The organism is Crossiella sp. CA198, from assembly GCF_052078295.1.
Classification (GTDB): domain Bacteria; phylum Actinomycetota; class Actinomycetes; order Mycobacteriales; family Pseudonocardiaceae; genus Crossiella.
The window spans coordinates 139,096-160,185 of the sequence record NZ_JBQJIM010000021.1 but is presented as its reverse complement, the minus strand read 5'-3'; the positions used below and the strand labels follow the sequence as shown (position 1 = coordinate 160,185).

At 70.9% G+C, this 21,090-nt stretch carries 3 protein-coding genes; all 3 read right to left on the bottom strand.

Going from position 1 to position 21,090, the window contains the following annotated elements:
• Nucleotides 1-54 precede the first annotated feature (54 nt).
• Genes ACTOWY_RS31710 through ACTOWY_RS31700 form a run of 3 tightly spaced genes read right to left on the bottom strand, consistent with a single transcriptional unit; the run spans nt 55 to nt 21,090 of the window.
• Nucleotides 55-258: an MbtH family protein gene (locus ACTOWY_RS31710; protein ID WP_441313281.1), complete on the bottom strand. Its 204-nt coding sequence runs from the start codon at nt 256-258 to the stop codon at nt 55-57.
• On the bottom strand, nt 251-1,510 hold the full coding sequence (locus ACTOWY_RS31705; RefSeq protein WP_441313280.1) for an MFS transporter: 1,260 nt from the start codon (nt 1,508-1,510) through the stop codon (nt 251-253). The genes ACTOWY_RS31710 and ACTOWY_RS31705 overlap by 8 nt, the downstream gene beginning before the upstream one ends.
• Nucleotides 1,507-21,090: a non-ribosomal peptide synthase/polyketide synthase gene (locus ACTOWY_RS31700; protein WP_441313279.1), complete on the bottom strand. Its 19,584-nt coding sequence runs from the start codon at nt 21,088-21,090 to the stop codon at nt 1,507-1,509. Before ACTOWY_RS31700 ends, ACTOWY_RS31705 begins: the two co-directional genes overlap by 4 nt.

Genomic DNA, 21,090 nt, shown 5'->3' with positions numbered 1-21,090 from the left:
ATGATCGCATGGAACGGGGACGCCGGGTGTGTTCCGGCGTCCCCGTGGCGCGGGTCAGCGCGCGCCGTTGTCCATTCGTTCGCGCAGGCTCTTCGGGCGCATGTCGGTCCAGACCTCGTCCACGTACTTCATGCACTCGTCCTTGCTGCCCTGCTTGCCGACCGCCCGCCACCTGGCCGGCAGCTCGGTGCCCACCGGCCACAGCGAGTGCTGCTCCTCGTCGTTGACCAGCACCTGGTACTTGCCGTCCTCAGACATTGACCTGCCCTTTCTCAGTGGTGGTGGCCTCATCAGGCCGGGGGAAGTTTCGTAGGGTTGGGCTCAAGGTCACCAGCAGGGCGACCAGTGCGATTCCCGTGGTGCAGACCAGTACGGCGGTCTGGGCGTCGAGGGTCTCCATCAGCACGCCGCCGAGGGCGGGACCCGCGGTGCCCGCGACGCCGGTGGCCACCCCCATCACGCCGCCCAGCCTGCCGCGCAGCTCATCCGGGGTCAACAGCAGCTGGTAGGTGCTGATCGTGGTATTGGCCGCGGGCAGGGTGAAGGCCATGCCCGCGAACAGCAATCCCATCAGGTAGCCGCTGTGGATCAGCAGGGTGAGCGGGGTCAGCGCGGCGAGTACCCAGAACACGGCGATGATGGACACCGCGGGGCTGATCACCCGGTGCAGCAGCGGGGCGGCCAGTGCGCCGAGCAGTCCGCCGACGCCCAGCATCGCGGCCATCACACCGATCTCGCCAGCTGGCACGTTCCGGCTCTGCGCCAGGATGATCACGACCAGGTAGAAGGCGGTGAAGAACAGGTTGAGCAGCACCGCGCACAGCGCCATCGTCCGAAGTGGACGTTGCTGCCAGACCCAGCGCACGCCGGTGACGATCTCGCCGCCGAGCTTGCCGATCGGCGCGTTCTTCTTCTCCTGCTTGGGCAAGCGCAGGAAGAGCAGGCCGAGGAAGGCGACCGTGTGCGTGATGAGGTCGGCCAGGAACGGCACCACCCGGCCGAGCGCGAACAGGAAACCACCGGCCGCGGTGCCCAGCAGCTGGGCCAGGTAGCCGCGGGCGGCGTTGATGGACACCGCGGTGCCGAGCTGGTCCACCGGCACCAGGCTGGGCAGGGTGGCTTCCTCGGCTGGCTCGAACAGCGCGGCGGCGATGCCGATCACCGCGGCGACCGCGACCATGTGCGGCACGGTGGCCATGTCCCACCACAGCGCGAGCACCAGGCTGGCCGCGGCGATGGCCTGCGCGGCCTCGCACAGCACCATGACCGCCTTGCGGTTCCAGCGATCGGCCAGCGCGCCGGCGGGCAGGCCGACCAGCAGCCGCATCGCGGACATGGTGCCCAGCACCAGTCCAGAGGCCGCGGGTGAACCGGTGACCGCGAGCACGAGCAGCGGGAAGGCGATGGTGGTGATGTTGACGCCGAGTTCGGCGCTGGCCTGGCTGACCCACAGCAGCTGGTAGTTCCGGTTGCGGGACAACGGGACCACGCGGGTGTCGGTGCTGCTCACTGCTTTCCTCCGCAGTCCAGGGCGATCTGCTCCAGTGCGGTGCGGAAGTCCGCCGCCACTCGCTCCACTGTGGACTGATCGTGGGTGTCCGGCCGGTAGTGCCAGGCGAAGCGGAGCTGGCCGCCACCGGCCGCGCCGACCACTTCCAGGAGGTGCTCGCCCTGGTTGGCGTGGTCCTCCTCCTGGCCGATGGAGCCGTGCGCGGCGTGGTAGAGACCGGCTTCGGCCTCGCCGCGGACCGCGCTGTCCCACTGGCCGAGGTAGTTGAACACGATCTGCGCGCGCCGGTCCGCGGCCAGCTGCTCGCGTACCTCGGGGGTGCCGAGGTGGCGGAGCGCGCCGAAGCCGAACCCGTTGTTGGGTAAGGCCCGCAGTTGCCCCCGCACGGATTTGATCAGGGTGCGCCAGTTGGTCTCGCCGGTGGCCGGGACTTCCAGGCCGACCGGGAACATGGTGGTGAACCAGCCGACCGTGCGGGAGAGGTCGACGCCGTCCAGGATCTCCTCCCGGCCGTGGCCCTCCAGGTCCACCGACACCCGTTCCTGGCCGGTCCACCGGCTGATCGCCCAGGCCAGCGCGGTGAGCAGGACGTCGTTGATCCGGGTGCGGTACACCGTGGGCGCGGCGAACAGCAGCGCCTCGGTGGCCTCCCGGCTCAGCTCCACCGTGACGGTGGCGGGTTCCTCCACCGGCCGGTCCTGGTGGTCCACCGGCAGCAGCGCGCCGTCCTGCGCGCGGGTCCAGTGGGTCAGCTCGTGGTCGAGACCACCACTCGCGACGTGTTCGGCCAGCCGGATGGCCCAGTCCCGGAAGGAGGTCGAGCGCGGGCCGAGGTCGACCTTGGCGCCACGGGCGGCCTGCTGGTAGGCGGTCTCCAGGTCGTCCAGCAGCACCCGCCAGGACACTCCGTCCACCACCGCGTGGTGCACGGCCAGGAACAGGTGCGGGCGGGCCGGGCCGCAGTCGAAGAGCACCGCCTTGAGCTGCGGGCCCTCGCCCAGGTCGAAGCTCGCGTGCACCTGGTCGGCCACCCGTTCCATCGCGGCCCGCTGTTCGGCTGGGTCCACTGTGGACAGATCGTGGCGGCGGATGATCTCGCCGGGGGTGTATGGCGGGTTGTACTGGTGCCACTGGCCGTCGACCTGCTCGAAGAGCATCCGCAGCGCGTCGTGGTGTTCCAGTAGCGCCTGCACCGCGGCTTCCAGGGCGGCCGGGTCGGCCTGGTGGTCGAGTTCGAGCAGCGCGGACTGGTTGAAGTGGTGCGGGTTGGCCTGGTAGGCGCCGAAGAACCAGTCCTGGATCGGAGTCAGCGGCACCGCGCCGACCGCGGCCTCCTGACCTGCCTGCCCGGCCTCGATCTCGGTGACCACCTTGGCCAGCCCGCCGATGGTCTGGTTGGCGAAGAGGTCCTTGGTGGTGAAGGCGTAGCCGGCCTTGTGCGCCCTGGAGACCACCTGGATGGTGAGGATGGAGTCGCCGCCCAGCTCGAAGAAGTTGTCCGCGGTGCCGACCCTGGCCAGGCCGAGCACCTCGGCCCAGATCTCGGCCAGTGCCTTCTCCGCAGGGGTTTCCGGCGCCCGGTAGGCCGCGGTGAGTTCGGGTCCGGCCTCGGGTTCGGGCAGTGCCTTGCGGTCGACCTTGCCGTTGGGGGTCAACGGCAATCGCTCCAGCAGGGTGATCGAGGAGGGCACCATGTAGTCGGGCAGGGTGGCCGCGACGAATTCACGCAGTTCCAGCGCGGTGACCTCCTGCCCGGCCGGGACCACGTAGGCGACCAGGCGTTTGCGCTGGCCCTCCACCCGGACCTCAGCGATGGCCTCGGCGAGGTAGGGGTGGCGCAGCAGCACCGCTTCCACCTCGCCCAGCTCGATCCGGAAGCCGCGGATCTTGACCTGGTCGTCGGCGCGGCCGACGAACTCCAGTTGCCCCGCGCTGGTCCAGCGGACGATGTCGCCGGTGCGGTACATCCGGCTGCCGTCCGGGCCGAACGGGTTGGGCGGGAACCGATCCGCGGTCAGGCCGGGGCGGTGGAGGTAGCCGCGGGCCAGGCCGTCCCCTGCCACGTACAGCTCGCCCGGCACGCCGGTGGGCACCGGTCGCAGCCGCTGGTCGAGCACGTACACCTGGGTGTTCCAGATCGGCCCGCCGATCGGCGGCATCCCGCCAGGGACAAGGGGTTCGCTCCAGGTGGCGACCACGGTGGACTCGGTGGGCCCGTAGGCGTTGATCATCCGGCGGCCGGGCGCCCAGCGGGCGACCAGGTCGGCCGAGCAGGCGTCGCCTCCGACGATCAGGGTGCGGAACTCGGGCAGGTCGGTGGCCGGCACGGTGGCCAGTGCTGCCGGCGGGATCAGCGCGTGCGTGACCCGTTGGCTGGCCAGGACTTCGGCGAGCTGGTCACCGAGCAGCGGGCCGGGCGGCGGCACCACCAGGGCGGCGCCTGCGGGCAGCGCCATGCACAGTTCGAGCACCGAGGCGTCGAAGCTGGGCGAGGCGAATTCGAGGACCCGGTCGCCGGGCTGGACCTCGAACCGGTCGATCTCGGCGGCGGAGAAGCCGGCCAGTCCGGCGTGCGAGACCACCACGCCCTTGGGGGTGCCGGTGGAGCCGGAGGTGTAGATGACGTAGGCGGCATTGCCCAGTGCGACCGCGTTGGGCAGGTCGTGGGCCGGGCACTGGTCCACTGTGGACTGGGTTTGGATGAGGAAGTCCTGGTCCAGCACGAGTACCGGCTTTGCGTCGGTGAGCATGAACTCGATCCGCTCGGCCGGGTAGGCCGGGTCGACCGGCAGGAAGGCGGCGCCTGCCTTGAGCACGGCCAGCTGGGCCACGATGATCTCCACCGACCGGGGCAGGGCGAGTGCGACGATCCGTTCCGGCCCGGCGCCCCGGCCGACCAGGAACCGGGCCAGCCGGTTGGCCCTGGCGTTCAGCTCGGCGAAGCTGATCGTCCCCTGTGGACTGATCACCGCCGGGGCGTCCGGGGTGCGCTGCACCTGGGCTTCGAGGAGTTCGGCCAGGGTGGCCGGGGCCACCGTCTGGTCGGTGTTGTTCCACTCGACCAGCAGCCGGTCCCGCTCGGTCGCACCGAGCAGCGGCAGGTCGTCGACCGGCCGGGCCGGGTCCGCGGCGATGCCGGCCAGCAGCACGCCGAGGTGTTCGCCGAGCCGGGTGATGGTGCCGGAGTCGAACAGGTCGGCGTTGTAGGTGATCGCGGTGTGCAGGCCGCCCTCGTGCTCGACGAACTCCACGGTGAGGTCGAAGCTGGCGTTGACCAGTGGCAGCGGCACGTTGTCCACCGCGAGGCCGGGCAGGTCGACCCCCGAATGCGGGGTGTTCTGCAGCACCACCATGGCCTGGAACAGCGGGGTTCGGCTGGTGTCGCGTTCGGGCTGGAGGTGATCCACCACCCGCTCGAACGGCACCTCCTGATGCGCGAACGCACCCTGCACGGTCTCGCGAACCTGGCCGAGGAACTCGGTAAAGGTGCGTTGTCCGTCCACTGTGGAACGCAGCACCAGGGTGTTGACGAAGAACCCGATGAGTCGTTCCAGTTCGGGGCGTTCCCGGCCGGAGACCACGGTGCCCACCGAGATGTCGTCCTGACCGGACCAGCGGCGCAGCACCAGCTGGGTGGCGGCCAGCAGGGTCATGAACAGGGTGCCGCCGTGTGCCCGGCCGAGGACCTTGAGCGCGTCGGCGACCTCGGCGGGCACGGCGAACTCGTGTTCGGCCCCGGTGCTGGTGCGCACGGCCGGACGCGGCCGGTCCAGTGGCAGTTCGAGCGGCACCGCGCCGTCCAATGTGGACTGCCAGTAGTCGAGCTGCTCGCTGAGCGCGGAACCGGCCAGGGTGGCGCGTTCCCACACCGCGAAGTCGGCGTACTGGATGGGCAGTGCGGGCAGTTCCGGGGTCTGGCCCAGGGTCGCGGCCCGGTACAGCTCGCTGAGTTCGGCCAGCAGCACGCCGGTGGACCAGCCGTCGGTGACGATGTGGTGCAGCATCAGGCTGAGCACGTGCCAGTCGTCGGCGAGCCGGAACAGCCGGACCCGCAGCAGTGGCCCGTGCCGCAGGTCGAACGGCCGGACGGCCTCCTGCTGCAACCGGGCGGTCAGCGCTTCCGCGTCCCCGTCCAGGTCGACCAGGTCCAGGTCGACCTCGGTGGGCGCGTGCACGACCTGGACACCGCGGCCATCCACCGAGGAGAAGGTGGTGCGCAGGGATTCGTGCCGGGCGATGAGGCCGGTGAGCGCGGCGCGCAGCGCGGGCAGGTCGAGCTGGCCGTCCAGGCTGAGCGCGGTGGGTGAGATGTAGGCGGCGCTGTCCGGCTCGAACTCGTCCAGGAACCACAGTCGCTGCTGGGCGAAGGACAGTGGCAGCGCGCCGGTACGCGGCACCGCCGGGATCGCTTCCGTGGTCTCGCTGCCGATCACGGCGGCGAGCTGGGCGAGGGTGGGGTGGCTGAACACCAGTCGCGGCGAGACGTCCACGCCGAGTGCGGCACGCAGCTTGGACACCACCTTGATGCTGAGGATGGAGTCGCCGCCCAGCTCGAAGAAGTTGTCCAGCGCGCCCACCTGGCCGAGGCCGAGCACCTCGGCCCACACCTGCGCCACGGCCTGTTCGGCGGCGGTGCGCGGTGCCCGGTAGCCGGCGGCGGCGCTGGTGTACCCGGGGGCGGGCAGGGCGCGGCGGTCGAGTTTTCCGTTGCGGGTCAACGGCAGTGCGTCCAGGGTGACGAAGGCGGCCGGGACCATGTACTCGGGCAGCACCCGGCCCAGTTCGGTGCGCGGGTCGGTGGACTCGTTGTCCCGCACCAGGTAGGCGACCAGGCGGTGCACGCCGGGCTGGTCCTCCCTGGCGATCACGGCCGCCGCGGTGATGCCGGGCAGGGCGGTGAGCGCGGCCTCGATCTCGCCGGGTTCGATCCGGAAGCCGCGGATCTTGACCTGCTCGTCGGTGCGACCCAGGAACTCGATGCTGCCGTCTGCCGAAGATCCGCTCGCGGGATCGACCATTGACACAGTCCAGCGGACCAGATCGCCGGTGGCGTACATCCGGGATCCGGGTGCGCCGAAGGGGTTGGCCAGGAACCTGTCGGCGGTGAGGCCGGGGCGGTGCAGGTAGCCGCGAGCGACCTGCTCCCCCGCCAGGTACAGCTCCCCGGCCACACCGACCGGGACCGGCTGGAGGGCCGGGTCGAGCACGTAGGCCTGGAGGTTGCGCAGTGGGCGGCCGATCACCGGGCGGTCGCCGTCGACCTTGCAGGACAAGGCGTCCACGGTGCATTCGGTGGGGCCGTAGAAGTTGTAGCTGGCCGTTTCCGCGGTGCTCAGCTCGGTCCACAGGGATTCGCCGAGGGCTTCGCCGCCGAGCATGAGCACCTTGGGCCGGTGCGCGCCGTCCAGGAGTCCGGCCGGGATGAGCTGTTGCACGTAGGACGGGGTGAGGTCGAGGAAGTCGATCCGCTGGGCGTGCACGTAGTCGACCAGCGCGCGCGGGTCCAGGCGGACCTCGTCGGCGATGAGGTGCAGTTCGTGGCCGTCGGCCAGCAGCACCAGGCCTTCCAGGGAGGTGTCGAAGGAGAACACCGCGGTGGTGGCCACCCGCAGCCTGCCGCCCGCGTCCGCGACGAAGTCGTCGCGGTGGTTGAGCAGCAGGTTGACCAGGCTGTGGTGTTCGACGCTGACACCCTTGGGCTTGCCGGTGGAGCCGGAGGTGTAGATGACGTAGGCCGCGTTGTCCATCCGAAGTGGACTGTCCAGGTCGTGGCCGTCCTGGATGGCGGTGGCGGCGGTGAACTCGGCCGAGTGGTACAGCTCCTCGGTCAGTGTGACGGCGGGCCGGGCGTCGGCGAGCAGGGTCTCGATCCGTTCCGCCGGGAGCCGTGGGTCGACCGGCAGGTAGACGGCCCCGGCCTTCCACACGGCCAGGACCGCCACCACCAGGTCAGCGGTGCGGGGCAGAGCGACCGCGACGATGCGCTCCGGCCCCGCACCTTGGACGACGAGCTGACGGGCCAACCGGTTGGCCCGCGTGTTCAGCTCGTCGAAGGTGCACCGGGTGTCCCCGAAAACCAGCGCGAGGTCCTGTGGCGTGCGCCGGACCTGCGCCTCGAACATGGCAGGGTAGGTGGCCACGGGCAGTTCACGCGCGGTGTCGTTCCAGTCGAGCAGCACCTGCTGGCGGTCCACTGTGGACAGCCAGGGCAGCTCGGCGAGCGTGCGCCCGGGTTGCGCGGCCAGCTCGGTGAGCAGCAGCGCGGTCTGGTCGAGCAGGCGGCGCACGGTGTCCGTGTCGAACAACTTGGGGTCGTAGGAGAGTTCCAGTCGCAGCCGTTCGTCCAGGAAGGCGGCCAGTGCGAGGGGCAGGGTGGTGGTGTCCACCATGTCGACCTGCCCGACCTTGGGCGCGCCGTCCAGGGAGTCATCGCCGAGCGGGTAGTTCTCGAAGACCACGATGCTGTCGAACAGGTTGCCCTGGATCTCGCTCCAGCCCTGCACCTGGTTGAGCGAGACGAAGTCGAACCGGCGGGCCTCGGACTGTTCGGCCTGCAACTCACGCAGCCAGGGCAGCAGCGGCCGGTCCGGTTGCACGCGGACCCTGGTGGGCACGGTGTTGATGAACATGCCGACCATCGACTCCACGCCGGGCAGTTCGGCCGGGCGCCCGGACACGATGCTGCCGAAGATGATGTCGGTCTGGCCGCTGTGCCGGGACAGCAGCAGTGCCCACACTCCTTGTACCAGGGTGTTGACGGTGAGCCCGTTGCGTTTGGCGACCTCGTGCAGCCGGGCGGACTGCTCGACGGTGAGGTGGTGGCCGAGTTCGCCGGTGGACTCGGCCCGGTGTGCCTCGCGTGGCTGCCGGTCGAAGGGCAGTGCGGTTGCACTGCCCACTCCGGACAGCGCCTGCCGCCAGAAGTCCTCGGCTGCGGTCAGGTCCTGCCGGTCCAGCCAGTGCAGGTATTCGCGGAAGGGCCGCCGCAGCGGCAGGTCGGGGGTGCGGTGGGCGGTGATGGCGGCGTACTGCTCGGAGACCTCGGCGAAGACCTGGCTGGTGCTCCAGCCGTCCAGGAGCACGTGGTGCGAGGTCCAGACGAGCAGCACCTCGTCCTCGCCGAGCTGGGCGATCTTCAGTCGCAGCAGCGGGGCCTGGGTGACGTCGATGCCCACGGCCAGGTCCGCGGCGAGCAGCCGGTCCAGCTCGGCCCGGGTGTCCTCTTCGGACAGTGCACGCCAGTCGAAATATTCCACCGGAAGATCAATCCGGCGGTGCACTACCTGAACTGGCTGGTCCAGGCCCTGCCATTCCAGGTGACCGCGCAGCACCGGGGTGCGGTCGACCACTCGTTGCCAGGCCAGGCCGAGCGCCCGCGGGTCACGGACGCCGGTGAGCCGGAGCCGGGCCTGGTCCACGTAGGCGCCGCCGTCGGTGTCGACCAGGCTGTGGAAGAGCATGCCGGCCTGCAGCGGGGTGAGCGGGTAGATGTCCTCGACCTCGCGGCCGTTCCCGGCCAGCCGGTCCACTGTGGACTGGTCGAGCCGGGCCAGTGGGAAGTCCGAGGGCGTGCGGCCACCGGAATGCGGGGCGGCGCAGTGCGTGACGATCTCGCGCAGGGCGGTGGTCATCTGCTCGGCGAGGGCGCGGATGGTCTGTTCCTGGTGCCGGTTCGCCGAGTACTGCCAGGACAGGTGCAGTTCACCGCCGGTGACCGCGCCGACCACGTCGATCAGGTAGGGGCGGGCCGAGCCGGGTGCGTTGTCACTGCCGAGGCTCTCGCCCTGGCCGCGGATCAGGCCCTCTCCGGCGCTGCCGACCTCGAACTGGCCGTGGTAGTTGAAGCTGATCAGCGGGTCCGGGTCGGCGGCCAGGGGGCTGTCCGTGGTCAGGCGGCGCAGGGCTTCATAGCCGATGCCGCGGTGTGGCACGGCGCGCAGGCGCTCCTTGACCGTCTTGAGCACGCGGCCCCAGTCACCGTCCGCGCCGAGGGCGACCGGGAACTGGGTGGTGAACCAGCCGATGGTGCGGGAGAGGTCGACGCCGTCCAGGATCTCCTCCCGGCCGTGGCCTTCCAGGGCGACGAGCACCCGGTCCCGGCCGGTCCAGCCGGTGAGCGCGGCGCCGAGTGCGCTGAGCAGCACGTCGTTGATCTGGGTGCGGTAGACCTCCGGCACCTGGTGCAGCAACGCGTCGGTGGTGCCGCGGTCGAGCTGGACGGAGACGGTGCGGGTGGAGTCGGCGGTGTTCGGGCCGTCCAGGTCCACCGGCAGCGCGGCATGTTCCACTGTGGACAGTCCGGTCCAGTGGTCCAGATCCGCGTCGAAGCCACCGGCGGTGGTGTGTTCGGTGAGCAGCTGGGTCCACTCGCGGAAGCCGGTGCCCACCGGGTCGAGCCGGATCGGCTGCCCGGCGACGGTCTGGCGGTAGGCGGTGTCCAGATCGCCGAGCAGCACCCGCCAGGACACGCCGTCCATGACCAGGTGGTGCACGACCAGGAACAGCCGGTCCGCACCGAACAGCAGTGCCCGGAACAGCGGGCCGTGCTCCAGGTCCAGGCTTGCCTGCGCTTCGGCGGCGGCCTCGGCCAGGGTGGACAGGTCGTGTTCGGAGAAGAACTCGCCCCGCTCGTGCCCGTCCTGGTGCCATTCGCCGTCCTGCTCGCTGAACCGGATGCGCAGGGCTTCGTGGTGCGCGACCACCGCGGCGAGGGCGGTGCGCAGGGCGGCGGGATCGGTGCCGGGGGCCAGTTCCAGGTGCATGGACATGGTGAAGTGGTGCCGGTGCGCCGGTTCAGTGCTGAAGAACCAGCGCTGGATCGGGCCGAGCGCGCTGGGTCCGGTCAGCTCGACCCTGGCGCGGGTGATCTCCTCGGTGCCGACCACCGGGGCGAGATCGGCGATGGTCTGGTGCAGGAAGATGTCCTTGGAGGTCAGGCGAAGTCCGGCCTGCCGGGCCCTGGAGACCACCTGGATGCTCAGGATGGAGTCGCCGCCGAGGCCGAAGAAGTTGTCGGTGATGCCGACCTCGGCGACACCGAGCACCTCGGCCCAGACCGCGGCGAGTCGCGTTTCGACCGGGGTGCGCGGCGCGATCCGGCCGGTGGCCTCGGCTTCCGGGGCTGGCAGCGCGCGGCGGTCGAGTTTGCCGTTGGCGGTGACCGGGAACCGTGCCAGGGTCACGAAAGCGGCCGGGATCATGTAGTCGGGCAGCTGTTCGGCCAGGAATGGGCGCAGGGTTTCCGCGGTCGCGGCGCCGACCAGGTAGGCGGCCAGGCGCTTGCGGCCGCTGTCGGTGCGGACCTGGACCAGGGCCTCGCTGATCTCCGGGTGCCGGAGCAGGGCGGCCTCGATCTCGCCGAGTTCGATCCGGAAGCCGCGCAGTTTGACCTGGTTGTCGATGCGGCCGAGGAACTGGAGCGAGCCGTCCGGGAGCCAGCGGACCTGGTCGCCGGTGGCGTACATCCGGTCGCCGGGCGGGCCGAACGGGTTGGCCAGGAACCTGTTCGCGGTCTGGCCGGGCCGATTCTGGTAGCCGCGAGCCAGGCCAGCGCCCGCCAGGTGCAGCTCACCAGGGACGCCGACCGGGACGGGCTGGAGCTGCGGGTCGAGCACGTAGGCCCGCATGCCGTCCAGGGGGCGGCCGATCGGGATCACCGGCGGCACTGAGTCCACAGTGGACATCCGGTGGGTGCTGGCGAAGGTGGTGGTCTCGGTGGGGCCGTAGCCGTCGACCACGGTGAGGTCCGGGCAGGCGGCCAGTACCCGGCGGACGGATTCGGCTGGCACGATGTCGCCGCCGGTCCAGACCTCGCGGATACCGGTGAAGCAGCCCGGGTCCTCCTGGGCGGCCAGCCGGAACAGGCCGGCGGTGAGCCAGAGTCCGGTGATGTCGTAGCCGCGGATCGCGGCCGCGTCCACGTCCCCGGGTGCGGCGACCACCACGGTGCCGCCGTTGAGCAGTGGCACCCACAGTTCGTAGGTGGAGGCGTCGAAGGCGGTCGGCGAGTGCAGCAGCACCCGGTCATGGCCGTGCCGGAAGCGGCGGTCGGCGGCCAGTGCGACCACGTCCCGGTGCCGGATGGCCACACCCTTGGGTTCGCCGGTGGAGCCGGAGGTGTGCATCACGTAGGCCAGGTTCTCCGGCGTCACCACGGGTGCGGCGCGCAGCGGGGTGTCCCCCGGCTGGTCGGCTCGCAGGATCCGTCCACTGTGGACGGCGTGGCCGCTCTTCTCCCAGCCGCCGTCGGTGATCAGCACCTGGGCGCCGGTGGCGGCCAGGATGGCGCGCAGCCGCTCCTGCGGGGCGCGGATGTCCAGTGGCACATAGGCCGCGCCTGCCTTGAGGATGGCCAGCACCGCGACCACCAGGTCGGCGGAGCGGTCCATCAGCAGGGCGACCGGGGCTTCGGTGTCCACGCCCGCGGCGCGCAGCCGCTGGGCGAGGCGGTTGGCCCGGGTGTCCAGGGCGGCGTAGCTGAGCCGGTCGGCGCCCGCGATGACCGCGGTGGCCTGCGGGGTGGCCCAGACCTGGGCGGCGAATCGGTCCGGCACGGTGTCGGTCTCGGTGTCCGGGCCGGTGTTGTTCCACTCGGTGAGGATGCGGCGCCGTTCGGCCGGGCCGAGCAGCGGCAGGTCGGCGAGGCGCTGTTCCGGGTCGCGGCCGAGAGCGTCGAGCAGGCGGCCGAGGTGTTCGGCGAGGCGGTCGGCGGTGCCGCGGTCGAACAGGTCGGTGTTGTAGTTGACCGCCAGGTGCAGGCCGTCCGGGGTGTGCACGAACTGGAACAGCAGGTCGAAGGTGGCCGCCACCACCGGCATCGGCAGTTCCTCGACCGCGAGGTCACCGAGGCCGGGCTGCTGGTCCGGGGTGTTCTGCAGCACGATCATGGCCTGGAACAACGGGGTCCGGCTGGTGTCGCGTTCGGGCCGCAGCTCGTCCACCACCCGCTCGAACGGCAGGTCCTGGTGGGCGAAGGCATCCAGCACGGCGTCCCGGACCTGGCCGAGGAACCCGGCCACCGAATCCCGTCCGTCCACAGTGGAGCGCAGCACCACGGTGTTGACGAAGAAGCCGACCAGGCGGTCCAGCTCGGCCTGCTCCCGGCCGGAGGTCACCGTGCCCAGGGCGATGTCCGGCTGGCCGGACCAGCGGTGCAGTAACAGCTGGGTGGCCGCGACCAGGGTGGTGAACAGGGTGCCGCCGTGCTGCCGCCCGAGGGCGGTGAGGGTGTGCGCGATCTCGGTGGGCAGCACGCGTTCGACGAACGCGCCGTTGCGGGTCTGCACCGGCGGACGCGGGCGGTCGGTGGGCAGGTTCAGCGGTTCCAGGGCGTCCAGGCGGGTGCGCCAGTAGTCGAGCTGGTTCTGCAGCACCTCGCCGGTGAGCTGGTCGCGTTGCCAGGCGGCGAAATCGGCGTACTGCACCGGCAGTGGCGGCAGTTCGGCGCCGGTGTAGACGGCGTTCAGTTCGGCGGTGAGCACGCCGGTGGACCAGCCGTCGGTGGCGATGTGGTGCACCAGGATCAGCAGCACGTGCTCGGCCGGGGCGAGCCGGTAGAGCCGGGCCCGCAGCACCGGGCCGGTGGCCAGGTCGAACGGCGTGCCCGCCTCGGCGAGCAGCGCGGCGTCCAGGTCGGCCGGGGCCAGGTCGGTGATCGGCAGCTCGACCGGGTACGGGGCCTGGATGAGCTGGCGGCCCTGGCCGTCGACGGTGCTGTAGGTGGTGCGCAAGGGTTCGTGCCGGGCGACCAGGTGGGTCAGCGCGTCCCGGAGGCGGTCGGTGTCCAGGTCGCCGGTGAGGCGGAGCACGGTCGGGGACAGGTATTCCAGGCCACCGGGCTCGAACTGGTCCAGGAACCACAGCCGCTGCTGGGCGAAGGACAGCGGCAGCGCGCCGTCCCTGGACTGCACCGGGATGGTCAGGTCCACTGTGGACTGGGCGGCAGGCAGGATGCGGGCCAGGTCGGCGACGGTGGGGCTGGTGAAGACCGCGCGCGGCGCGACCTCGGGGCCGAACAGGGCGCGCAGCCGGGAGATCACCCGGATGCTGAGGATGGAGTCGCCGCCCAGCTCGAAGAAGTTGTCCGTGACACCGACCGTGGGCAGGCCGAGCACCTCGGCCCAGACCTCGGCCACCTGGCGTTCCAGCTCGGTGCGCGGGGCTACCTGCTCGGCCGTGGTGAACTCGGGCGCGGGCAGGGCCCGACGGTCGAGTTTTCCGTTGCGGGTCAACGGCAGCGCGTCCAGGGTGACGAACGCGGCCGGGACCATGTAGTCGGGCAGCCGGGAGCCGACGAAGGCGCGCAGTTCGGCGATGGCCGGGATCAGCGCGTGTTCGGCCGGGACCAGGTAGGCGACCAGGCGGTTCTCTCTGGCGATCACCGCGACCTCGGCCGCCCAGACCGCACTGGCCAGCACGGCTTCGATCTCGCCGGGTTCGATCCGGAAACCGCGGATCTTGACCTGGTCGTCCACCCGGCCGAGGAAGTCCAGTAGCCCGCTGGCGGTCCAGCGGACGCGGTCGCCGGTGGCGTACATCCGGGTGCCGGGTGCGCCGAAGGGGTTGGCCAGGAAGCGATCCGCGGTCAGGCCGGGGCGGTTGAGGTAGCCGCGGGCCACCTGCTCCCCCGCCAGGTACAGCTCACCGGGCACGCCGACCGGGACCGGCTGGAGGTCGCTGTCCAGCACGTAGGCCTGGAGGTTGCGCAGCGGTCGGCCGATCACCGGGCGGGGTGACTCGTCGATGCGGCAGTAGACCGCGTCGACCACGCATTCGGTGGGGCCGTAGTAGTTGTAGCTCGTGGTGTCCGGGGCGGCGGCCAGCTCGCGCCACAGCGCGGGACTGGTGCCCTCGCCGCCGAGCATCAGGATCCTCGGCCGGTGCCTGGAGTCGGTGAGCAGTCCGGCCGGGATCAGTTGCTGCGCATAGGACGGGGTGAGGTCGAGGAAGTCGATCCGGTTCCCGGCCACGTAGTCGACCAGGGCCTTCGGGTCGAGGCGGGTCTGGTCGTCGATGAGGTGCAGCTCGTGGCCGCAGGCCATGCCGAGCAGGCCCTCCCACGAGGTGTCGAAGGAGAACACCGCGGTCAGCGCGAGCCTGCTGGGGCCGGACTCCGGGTGGAACAGCTCCTCGGCGTGGTTGTGCAGCAGGTTGGCGAGCTGGCGGTGCTCGATCAGCACGCCCTTGGGTTTGCCGGTGGAGCCCGAGGTGTAGATCACGTAGGCCGGGCTGGCCGGGTCGATCCGCACCGCGGGGTCGGTGTCGGGCTGCTGACTCAGGTCAGTGGCGGCGAGCAGGTCGTCGGTGAGCACAAGCACCGGGTTGGCGTCACCGAGCAGGAATTCGATGCGATCGGCGGGCTGCTCGGGGTCGACCGGCAGGTAGGCGGCGCCGCTCTTGAGCACGGCGAGCAAGGCGATGATGAACTCGGGTGAGCGGCTCATCCGCAGGGCCACCAGGCGTTCCGGAGCGGCGCCGTGGCCGATCAGGTGGTGGGCCAACCGGTTCGCGCTGGCGTTGAGTTCGGCGAAGGTGAACCTGGTGTCGCCGAAGACGAGTGCGGTGCGGCCGGGGAACTGGGCGGCGCGGGCCTGGAAGGACTCCGGGTAGAGCTGGCCGTTGGTGGCCAGTGCGGTGTTGTTCCACCGGGTCAGCGTGCTGGCGCGGTCTTCCTCGGTGAGCCAGGGGATGCGGCCGAGTGGGCGAGCAGGGCTGGTGGCGAACTCGGTGAGCAGCAGGGCCAGCCGGTCGGCGATGTCGCGGGCGGTGCCGGGTTCGAAGAGCTGCGGGTCGTAGGACAGCTCGAACTTGAGGCGGTCCAGCAGATAGGCGCTCAGGGTGAGCGGGAAGCTGGTGGTGTCCACGGCCTTGACCTCGCGGATGCGCAGTCCGGTCTCGTCAACGGCCTTGTCGTCGAAGGGGTAGTTCTCGAAAACGACGATGCTGTCGAACAGGGTGCTGCCGCCGGGCAGGTCGCTGTAGGAGCGCAGCTGGGCCAGGGAGACGAAGTCGAACCGGCGTGATTCGGTCTGCCCGGTCTGGAGATCACGCAGCCAGCTCAGGAGCGTCTGTCCACTATGGACTTCGATCCGGGTGGGCACGGTGTTGATGAACAGGCCGACCATGGCCTCCACGCCGGGGAGTTCGGCGGGACGGCCGGAGACGGTGGTGCCGAAGACGATGTCGCGCTGCCCGCTGTACCGGGACAGCAGCAGTGCCCAGGCGCCCTGGACCAGGGTGTTGACGGTGAGTCCGTTGGCCTTGGCCAGCTTGCTGAGCCGGGCGGACTGCTCCGTGCTCAGTTCCAGGGCGACCATGTTCGCGGATTCGGCGGCGTGGTTGGGGCCGGGCTGGTGGTCGACCGGCAGCGGGGTGGGGCTGGTGAATCCGGCCAGCACGGTGCGCCAGTGCGCTTCGGCTGCGGCCGGGTCCTGCCGGTCCAGCCACTGGAGGTACTCGCGGAAGGGCCTACGCGTCACCAGGTTCGGCGGGGTGCCGGTGAGCTGGGCGGCGTACTGGGCGCAGACCTCGGCGAAGACCTGGCCGAGGCTCCAGCCGTCCAGCAGAATGTGGTGGAAGCTCCAGACCAGCACGACCTCGTCCGCGCCGGTGCGCACCAGGGTGAGGCGCAGCAGCGGCGGGGCGGTGAGGTCGATGACGGCGGCCCGGTCGGCGGCCACGATCCGGTCCAGCTCGGCGTCCCGGTCCACTTCGGACAGTGTGCGCAGGTCGTGCTGGGCAATGGGCAGGTGCACCTGGCGGCGGACCACCTGGAGTGGTTGTGGCACGCCTTCCCAGACCAGGGCGCTGCGCAGGATCGGGGTGCGGTCGACCACGAGCTGCCAGGCATGGGCCAGCGCGTCGATGTCGGTGACCCCGGACAGGTCCATCCTGGCCTGGTCGAAGTACGCGCCGCGGTCGGCGTCGACCAGGCTGTGGAAGAGCATGCCGGCCTGGAGCGGGGTGAGCGGGTAGAGGTCCTCGATCTCGCGGCCGTCGCCGACCAGTAGGTCCACTGTGGACTGGTTGATGCCCGCGAGCGGGAAGTCCGAGGGGGTGCGGCCGCCGGTGCCGGGGGTGGCGCAGTGTTCGGTGATCTCGCGCAGGGTGTCCATCAGCATCTCGGCGAGGTCGCTGATGGTGCGTTCGTTGTGCACGTTGGCCGAGTAGAGCCAGGTGAGTTCGAGTTCGCCGCCGTCGACCAGTCCGGCGATGTCGATCAGGTGCGTGCGGGTCTCCTCGGCGGCCTGGTCCTTGCCGAGCGGGATGCCGCGGCCGCGCACCAGACTCTCCGGGTTGGCCGGGCCGGAGTCCCACTGGCCGTGGTAGTTGAAGCTGATCCGCGGGGCCGGGCCGTCGTGCAGCGGACTGTCGGGAGTGAGGTAGCGCAGTGCGCCGTAGGACAGGCCGCGGTGCGGGACGGCGCGGAGTTGTTCCTTGACGGACTTGAGGATCGAGCCCCAGCCCATGTCCGCGGGCATGGTGAGGGCGAGTGGGAACTGGGAGGTGAACCAGCCGACGGTGCGGGACAGGTCGATGCCGTCCAGGATCTCCTCGCGGCCATGACCCTCCATGGCCAGCAGCGCGCCGGACTGTCCGCTCCACTCAGCGAGCACGTGGCCGAGTGCGCTGAGCAGCACGTCGTTGACCTGGGTGCGGTAGGCCTCGGGCACGTCCTGGAGCAGCGCGCGGGTGGTGGCCTCGTCCAGCCGGGCGGTGACCGCTCTGGTGCTGGCCACGGTGTTCGCGCCGGGATGGTCGATCGGCAGGTCTGCGGGCACGGCGCCGGTCTGGGTGGTCCAGTAGGCGAGGTCGGCAGCCAGGCCACCGGCCTCGACGTGCTCGATCAGCTTGTGCGACCAGTGCGTGAACGGGGTGCTGACCGGTTCGAGGCTGATGTCCTGGCCCGCTCTGGCCTGGCGGTAGCCGGATTCCAGGTCGTCGAGCAGGATGCGCCAGGACACGCCGTCGACCACCAGGTGGTGCACGGCCAGGAACAGCTGCGGGGCGCGATCGGGGCCGAGCTGGAACAGGATCGCGCCGATCAGCGGGCCGCTGCCGGGGTGCAGGTCGGTCTGCACGGCGAGGGCCTCGGCGTGCATGGCCGCCTGCTGATCCTCCACAGTGGACAGATCAAGCACGCGCAGGATGGGCTGTGGTTCGGACTCGGCGGAGTCCTGCTGCCACTGACCGTCGACCTGGGTGAAGCGCAGTCGCAGTGATTCGTGCTGCCGCACCAGGGCTTCGACGGCCTGGCCGAGGGCGGTGGCCTCGGTGTCCGCGGCGAGTTCCAGGGTCATGGACATGCTGAAGTGCGGCTGGGCGCCGTGTTCGGTGAAGAACCAGCGCTGGATCGGGGTGAGCGGGGCCGGACCCTCGATGATCTCCACCGGTGCCTGCTCGGCCGCGGCCAGATCCGGCACCGCGGCCACCAGCTCGGCGATGCTCTGGTGCAGGAAGACGTCCTTGGAGGTCAAGCGAAGTCCGGCCTTCCGGGCCCGGGAGACCACCTGGATGCTCAGGATCGAGTCGCCGCCGAGGGAGAAGAAGTTGTCCCGCAGGCCAACCCGTTCCACGCCGAGCACCTCGGCCCAGACCGCGGCCAGGGCCTGTTCGGTCGCGGTGGCCGGGGCCACGTACTCACCGGTCTCCGCCTCGGCTTCCGGGGCGGGCAGCGCGCGGCGGTCGATCTTGCCGTTGGCGGTCAGCGGCAGTGCGGGCAGCGCGACGAAGACCGAGGGCACCATGTACTCGGGCAGTCCGGCGCGCAAGTGGTCCCGCAGGTCCGGGAGGTCCGTGCCGACCACGTAGGCGACCAGGCGTTTCTGGCCGTGGTCGGTGCGGGCGAGCACCACGGCCTCGGTGACGGCCGGGTGTGCGGTGAGCGCGGCCTCGATCTCGCCGAGTTCGATCCGGAAGCCGCGGATCTTGACCTGGTCGTCGGCGCGGCCCAGGAACTCCAGGTTCCCGGCGCCGTTCCAGCGCACGGTGTCGCCGGTGCGGTACATCCGGGTGCCCGCCGGACCGAACGGGTCGGGCAGGAAGCTGGACGCGGTCAGGCCGGGGCGGTCCAGGTAGCCGCGGGCCAGACCGGCGCCCGCGAGGTACAGCTCGCCGGGGATGCCGACCGGCTGCGGGGTGAGGTTGTGGTCCAGCACGTAGGCCCGCATGTTGTCCAGCGGGCGGCCGATCGGCACGGTGTCCGGCACCGAGTCCACTGTGGACATCGTGTGCTGGGTGGCGTAGGTGGTGGTCTCGGTGGGGCCGTACACGTCGGTGAGCCGCAATCCGGCGCAGGCGGACAGGACCCGGCGGATGGCGGCGGCGGGCACGATGTCGCCGCCGGTCCAGACCTCGCGGGCACCGGCGAAGCAGCCCGGATCTTCCTGCGCGGCCAGGCGGAACAGGCCGGAGGTGAGGAACAGGCCGGTGACGCCGTGTTCGCTGATCATGCGGCGGATCAGGTCCGCGTCCACGTCGCCGGGCGGGGCGATCACGGTCTGGCCGCCGGCGAGCAACGGTACCCACAGCTCGTAGGTGGAGGCGTCGAAGGCGCTCGGCGAGTGCAGCAGCACGCGCTGGTGGCCGGGTCCGAAGCGGTGTTCGTGGGCCAGGGCCACGATGTCCCGGTGGCAGACGGCGACACCCTTGGGGCGGCCGGTGGAGCCGGAGGTGAACATGACGTAGGCCAGGTTTGCCGGGTCGATCGCGATCGCGGGCGGCTGCGGGCTCAGGCCGGCGTGGTCGGCGTCGACGAGTTCGACGAGTCCACTGTGGACTTCGGTGGCGGTGGCCTGCCAGGTCTGGTCGGTGAGCAGGATCTGTGCACCCGACTCGGCCAGCACCATGCGCAGCCGATCGGCGGGTGCGCGCTGGTCCAGGGGCACGTAGGCGGCACCGGCGGTGAGCACGGCGAGTTCGGCCACGGCCAGGTCGGCGGAGCGCTCGATCAGCACGCCGACCCGCTGTTCCGGCCGGACGCCGAGGGCGATCAGGTGGTGGGCCAGGCGGTTGGCCCGTGCGGCGAGTTCGCCGCGGGTGACCGGGCCGTGTTCGGTGATCAGCGCGGTCGCGGCCGCATCCTGGCGGCCCTGCTCGGCGAACAACGCGGGCACGGCGCCGGTCGGCAGCTCGGTGCCGGTGGTATTCCACTCGACGATGACCTGGTGGCGTTCCTGTTCGGAGAGCAGGGAAAGCTCGGTGAGCGGGCGGTCGGGGTGGGCGACCACCTCGGTGACCAGGCGGACCAGGTGGCCGGTCATCCGCTCGATGGTGGCCGCGTCGAACAGGTCGGTGTTGTACTCGAAGACTCCGGCCAGGCCGTCCGGGCCTTCCTCGAACTCGGCGGTGATGTCGAAGTTCGCGGTGCCACGGGTCAACGAGACTGGCTCGGCCTGGAGACCGGGGAACACCGGGGCTTCGCCCTGGGCGTTCTGCAGCAGCACCATCACGTCGAACAGCGGGTTGCGGCTCAGATCCCGTTCGCCGCCAACGGCGTCCACGAGTCGGTCGAACGGGGCTTCGTCGTGGGCGAAGGCGTCGAGCACGGTGTCCTTGACGGACGCGAGTAACTCGCGGAAGCTGCGTTCGTCGTCCACAGTGGACCGAAGTACCACCGTGTTGACGAAGAAGCCGACCAGCTTGGCCAGTTCGGGCCGGTTGCGACCCGCGGTGACGGTGCCGATGGCGATGTCCCGCTGCCCGGAGTAGCGAGCGAACAGCAACTGGGTGGCAGCCACGATCGCGGTGTACAGCGTGGTCTCGTCGGCACGGGCCAGCTCCGCGAGCTTGGTGCTGACCTCGGTCGGGAAGGCGAACTCGTGCCGGGCACCGGCCGAGCCGCGCACCGCGGGTCGCGGGCGATCAGTGGGCAGGGCAAGGGGTTCGACGCCCTTGAGCCGTTCGGTCCAGTGTGCGAGTTGCTGCTCCAGAGCGTCGCCGGTGAGCCGGTCGCGCTGCCAGACGGCGAAGTCGGCGTACTGGATGGGCAGGTCGGGCAGCTCGGTCTGGCCCGCGTACCGGGCGGCCAGTTCGCTACCGAGCACGCCCATGGACCAGCCGTCGATGATGATGTGGTGCGCGGCCAGCAGCAGCACGTGGTCCTGGGCGCCCAGCTCGAACAGCGCGGCCCGGAACAACGGCCCGCGGCGCAGGTCGAACGGCCTGGCGTACTCGGCGGCCAGCAACTCCGGCAGCTCCGCCTCGCTGGTGGCCGCGGCCGCGAGGGCGATGTCCTGGTGCGGGTGCGTGATCTGCACGCCCCGGCCGTCCACCTCGTCGAAGGTGGTGCGCAGGGATTCGTGCCGAGCCACCAGCGCGGCGACCGCGTCGGCGAGCGCGGTGACGTCGAGGGGTCCGCGCAGGCGCAGGGCGAGCGCGCTGTTGTACTCGGCGCCGCCGGGCTGGAACTCGTGCAGGAACCACAGTCGCTGCTGGGCGAAGGACAGCGGCAGCGGTTCGCCGGTGCGCTCGGCCGGTGGGATGGTGTCGGTGCGCTGGGCCTTTCCGGCCAGGCGCTTGCGCATCAGCTCCTGCAGGTGCGCGGGCAGGGCTGCGGTGCGGCTCTGTTTCGACGACGGCAT

Coding starts and splice junctions, on each gene's coding strand:
- ACTOWY_RS31710 (WP_441313281.1), bottom strand. CDS start 258: ATGTCTGAGGACGGCAAGTACCAGGTGCTGGTCAACGACGAGGAGCAG.
- ACTOWY_RS31700 (WP_441313279.1), bottom strand. CDS start 21,090: ATGCCGTCGTCGAAACAGAGCCGCACCGCAGCCCTGCCCGCGCACCTG.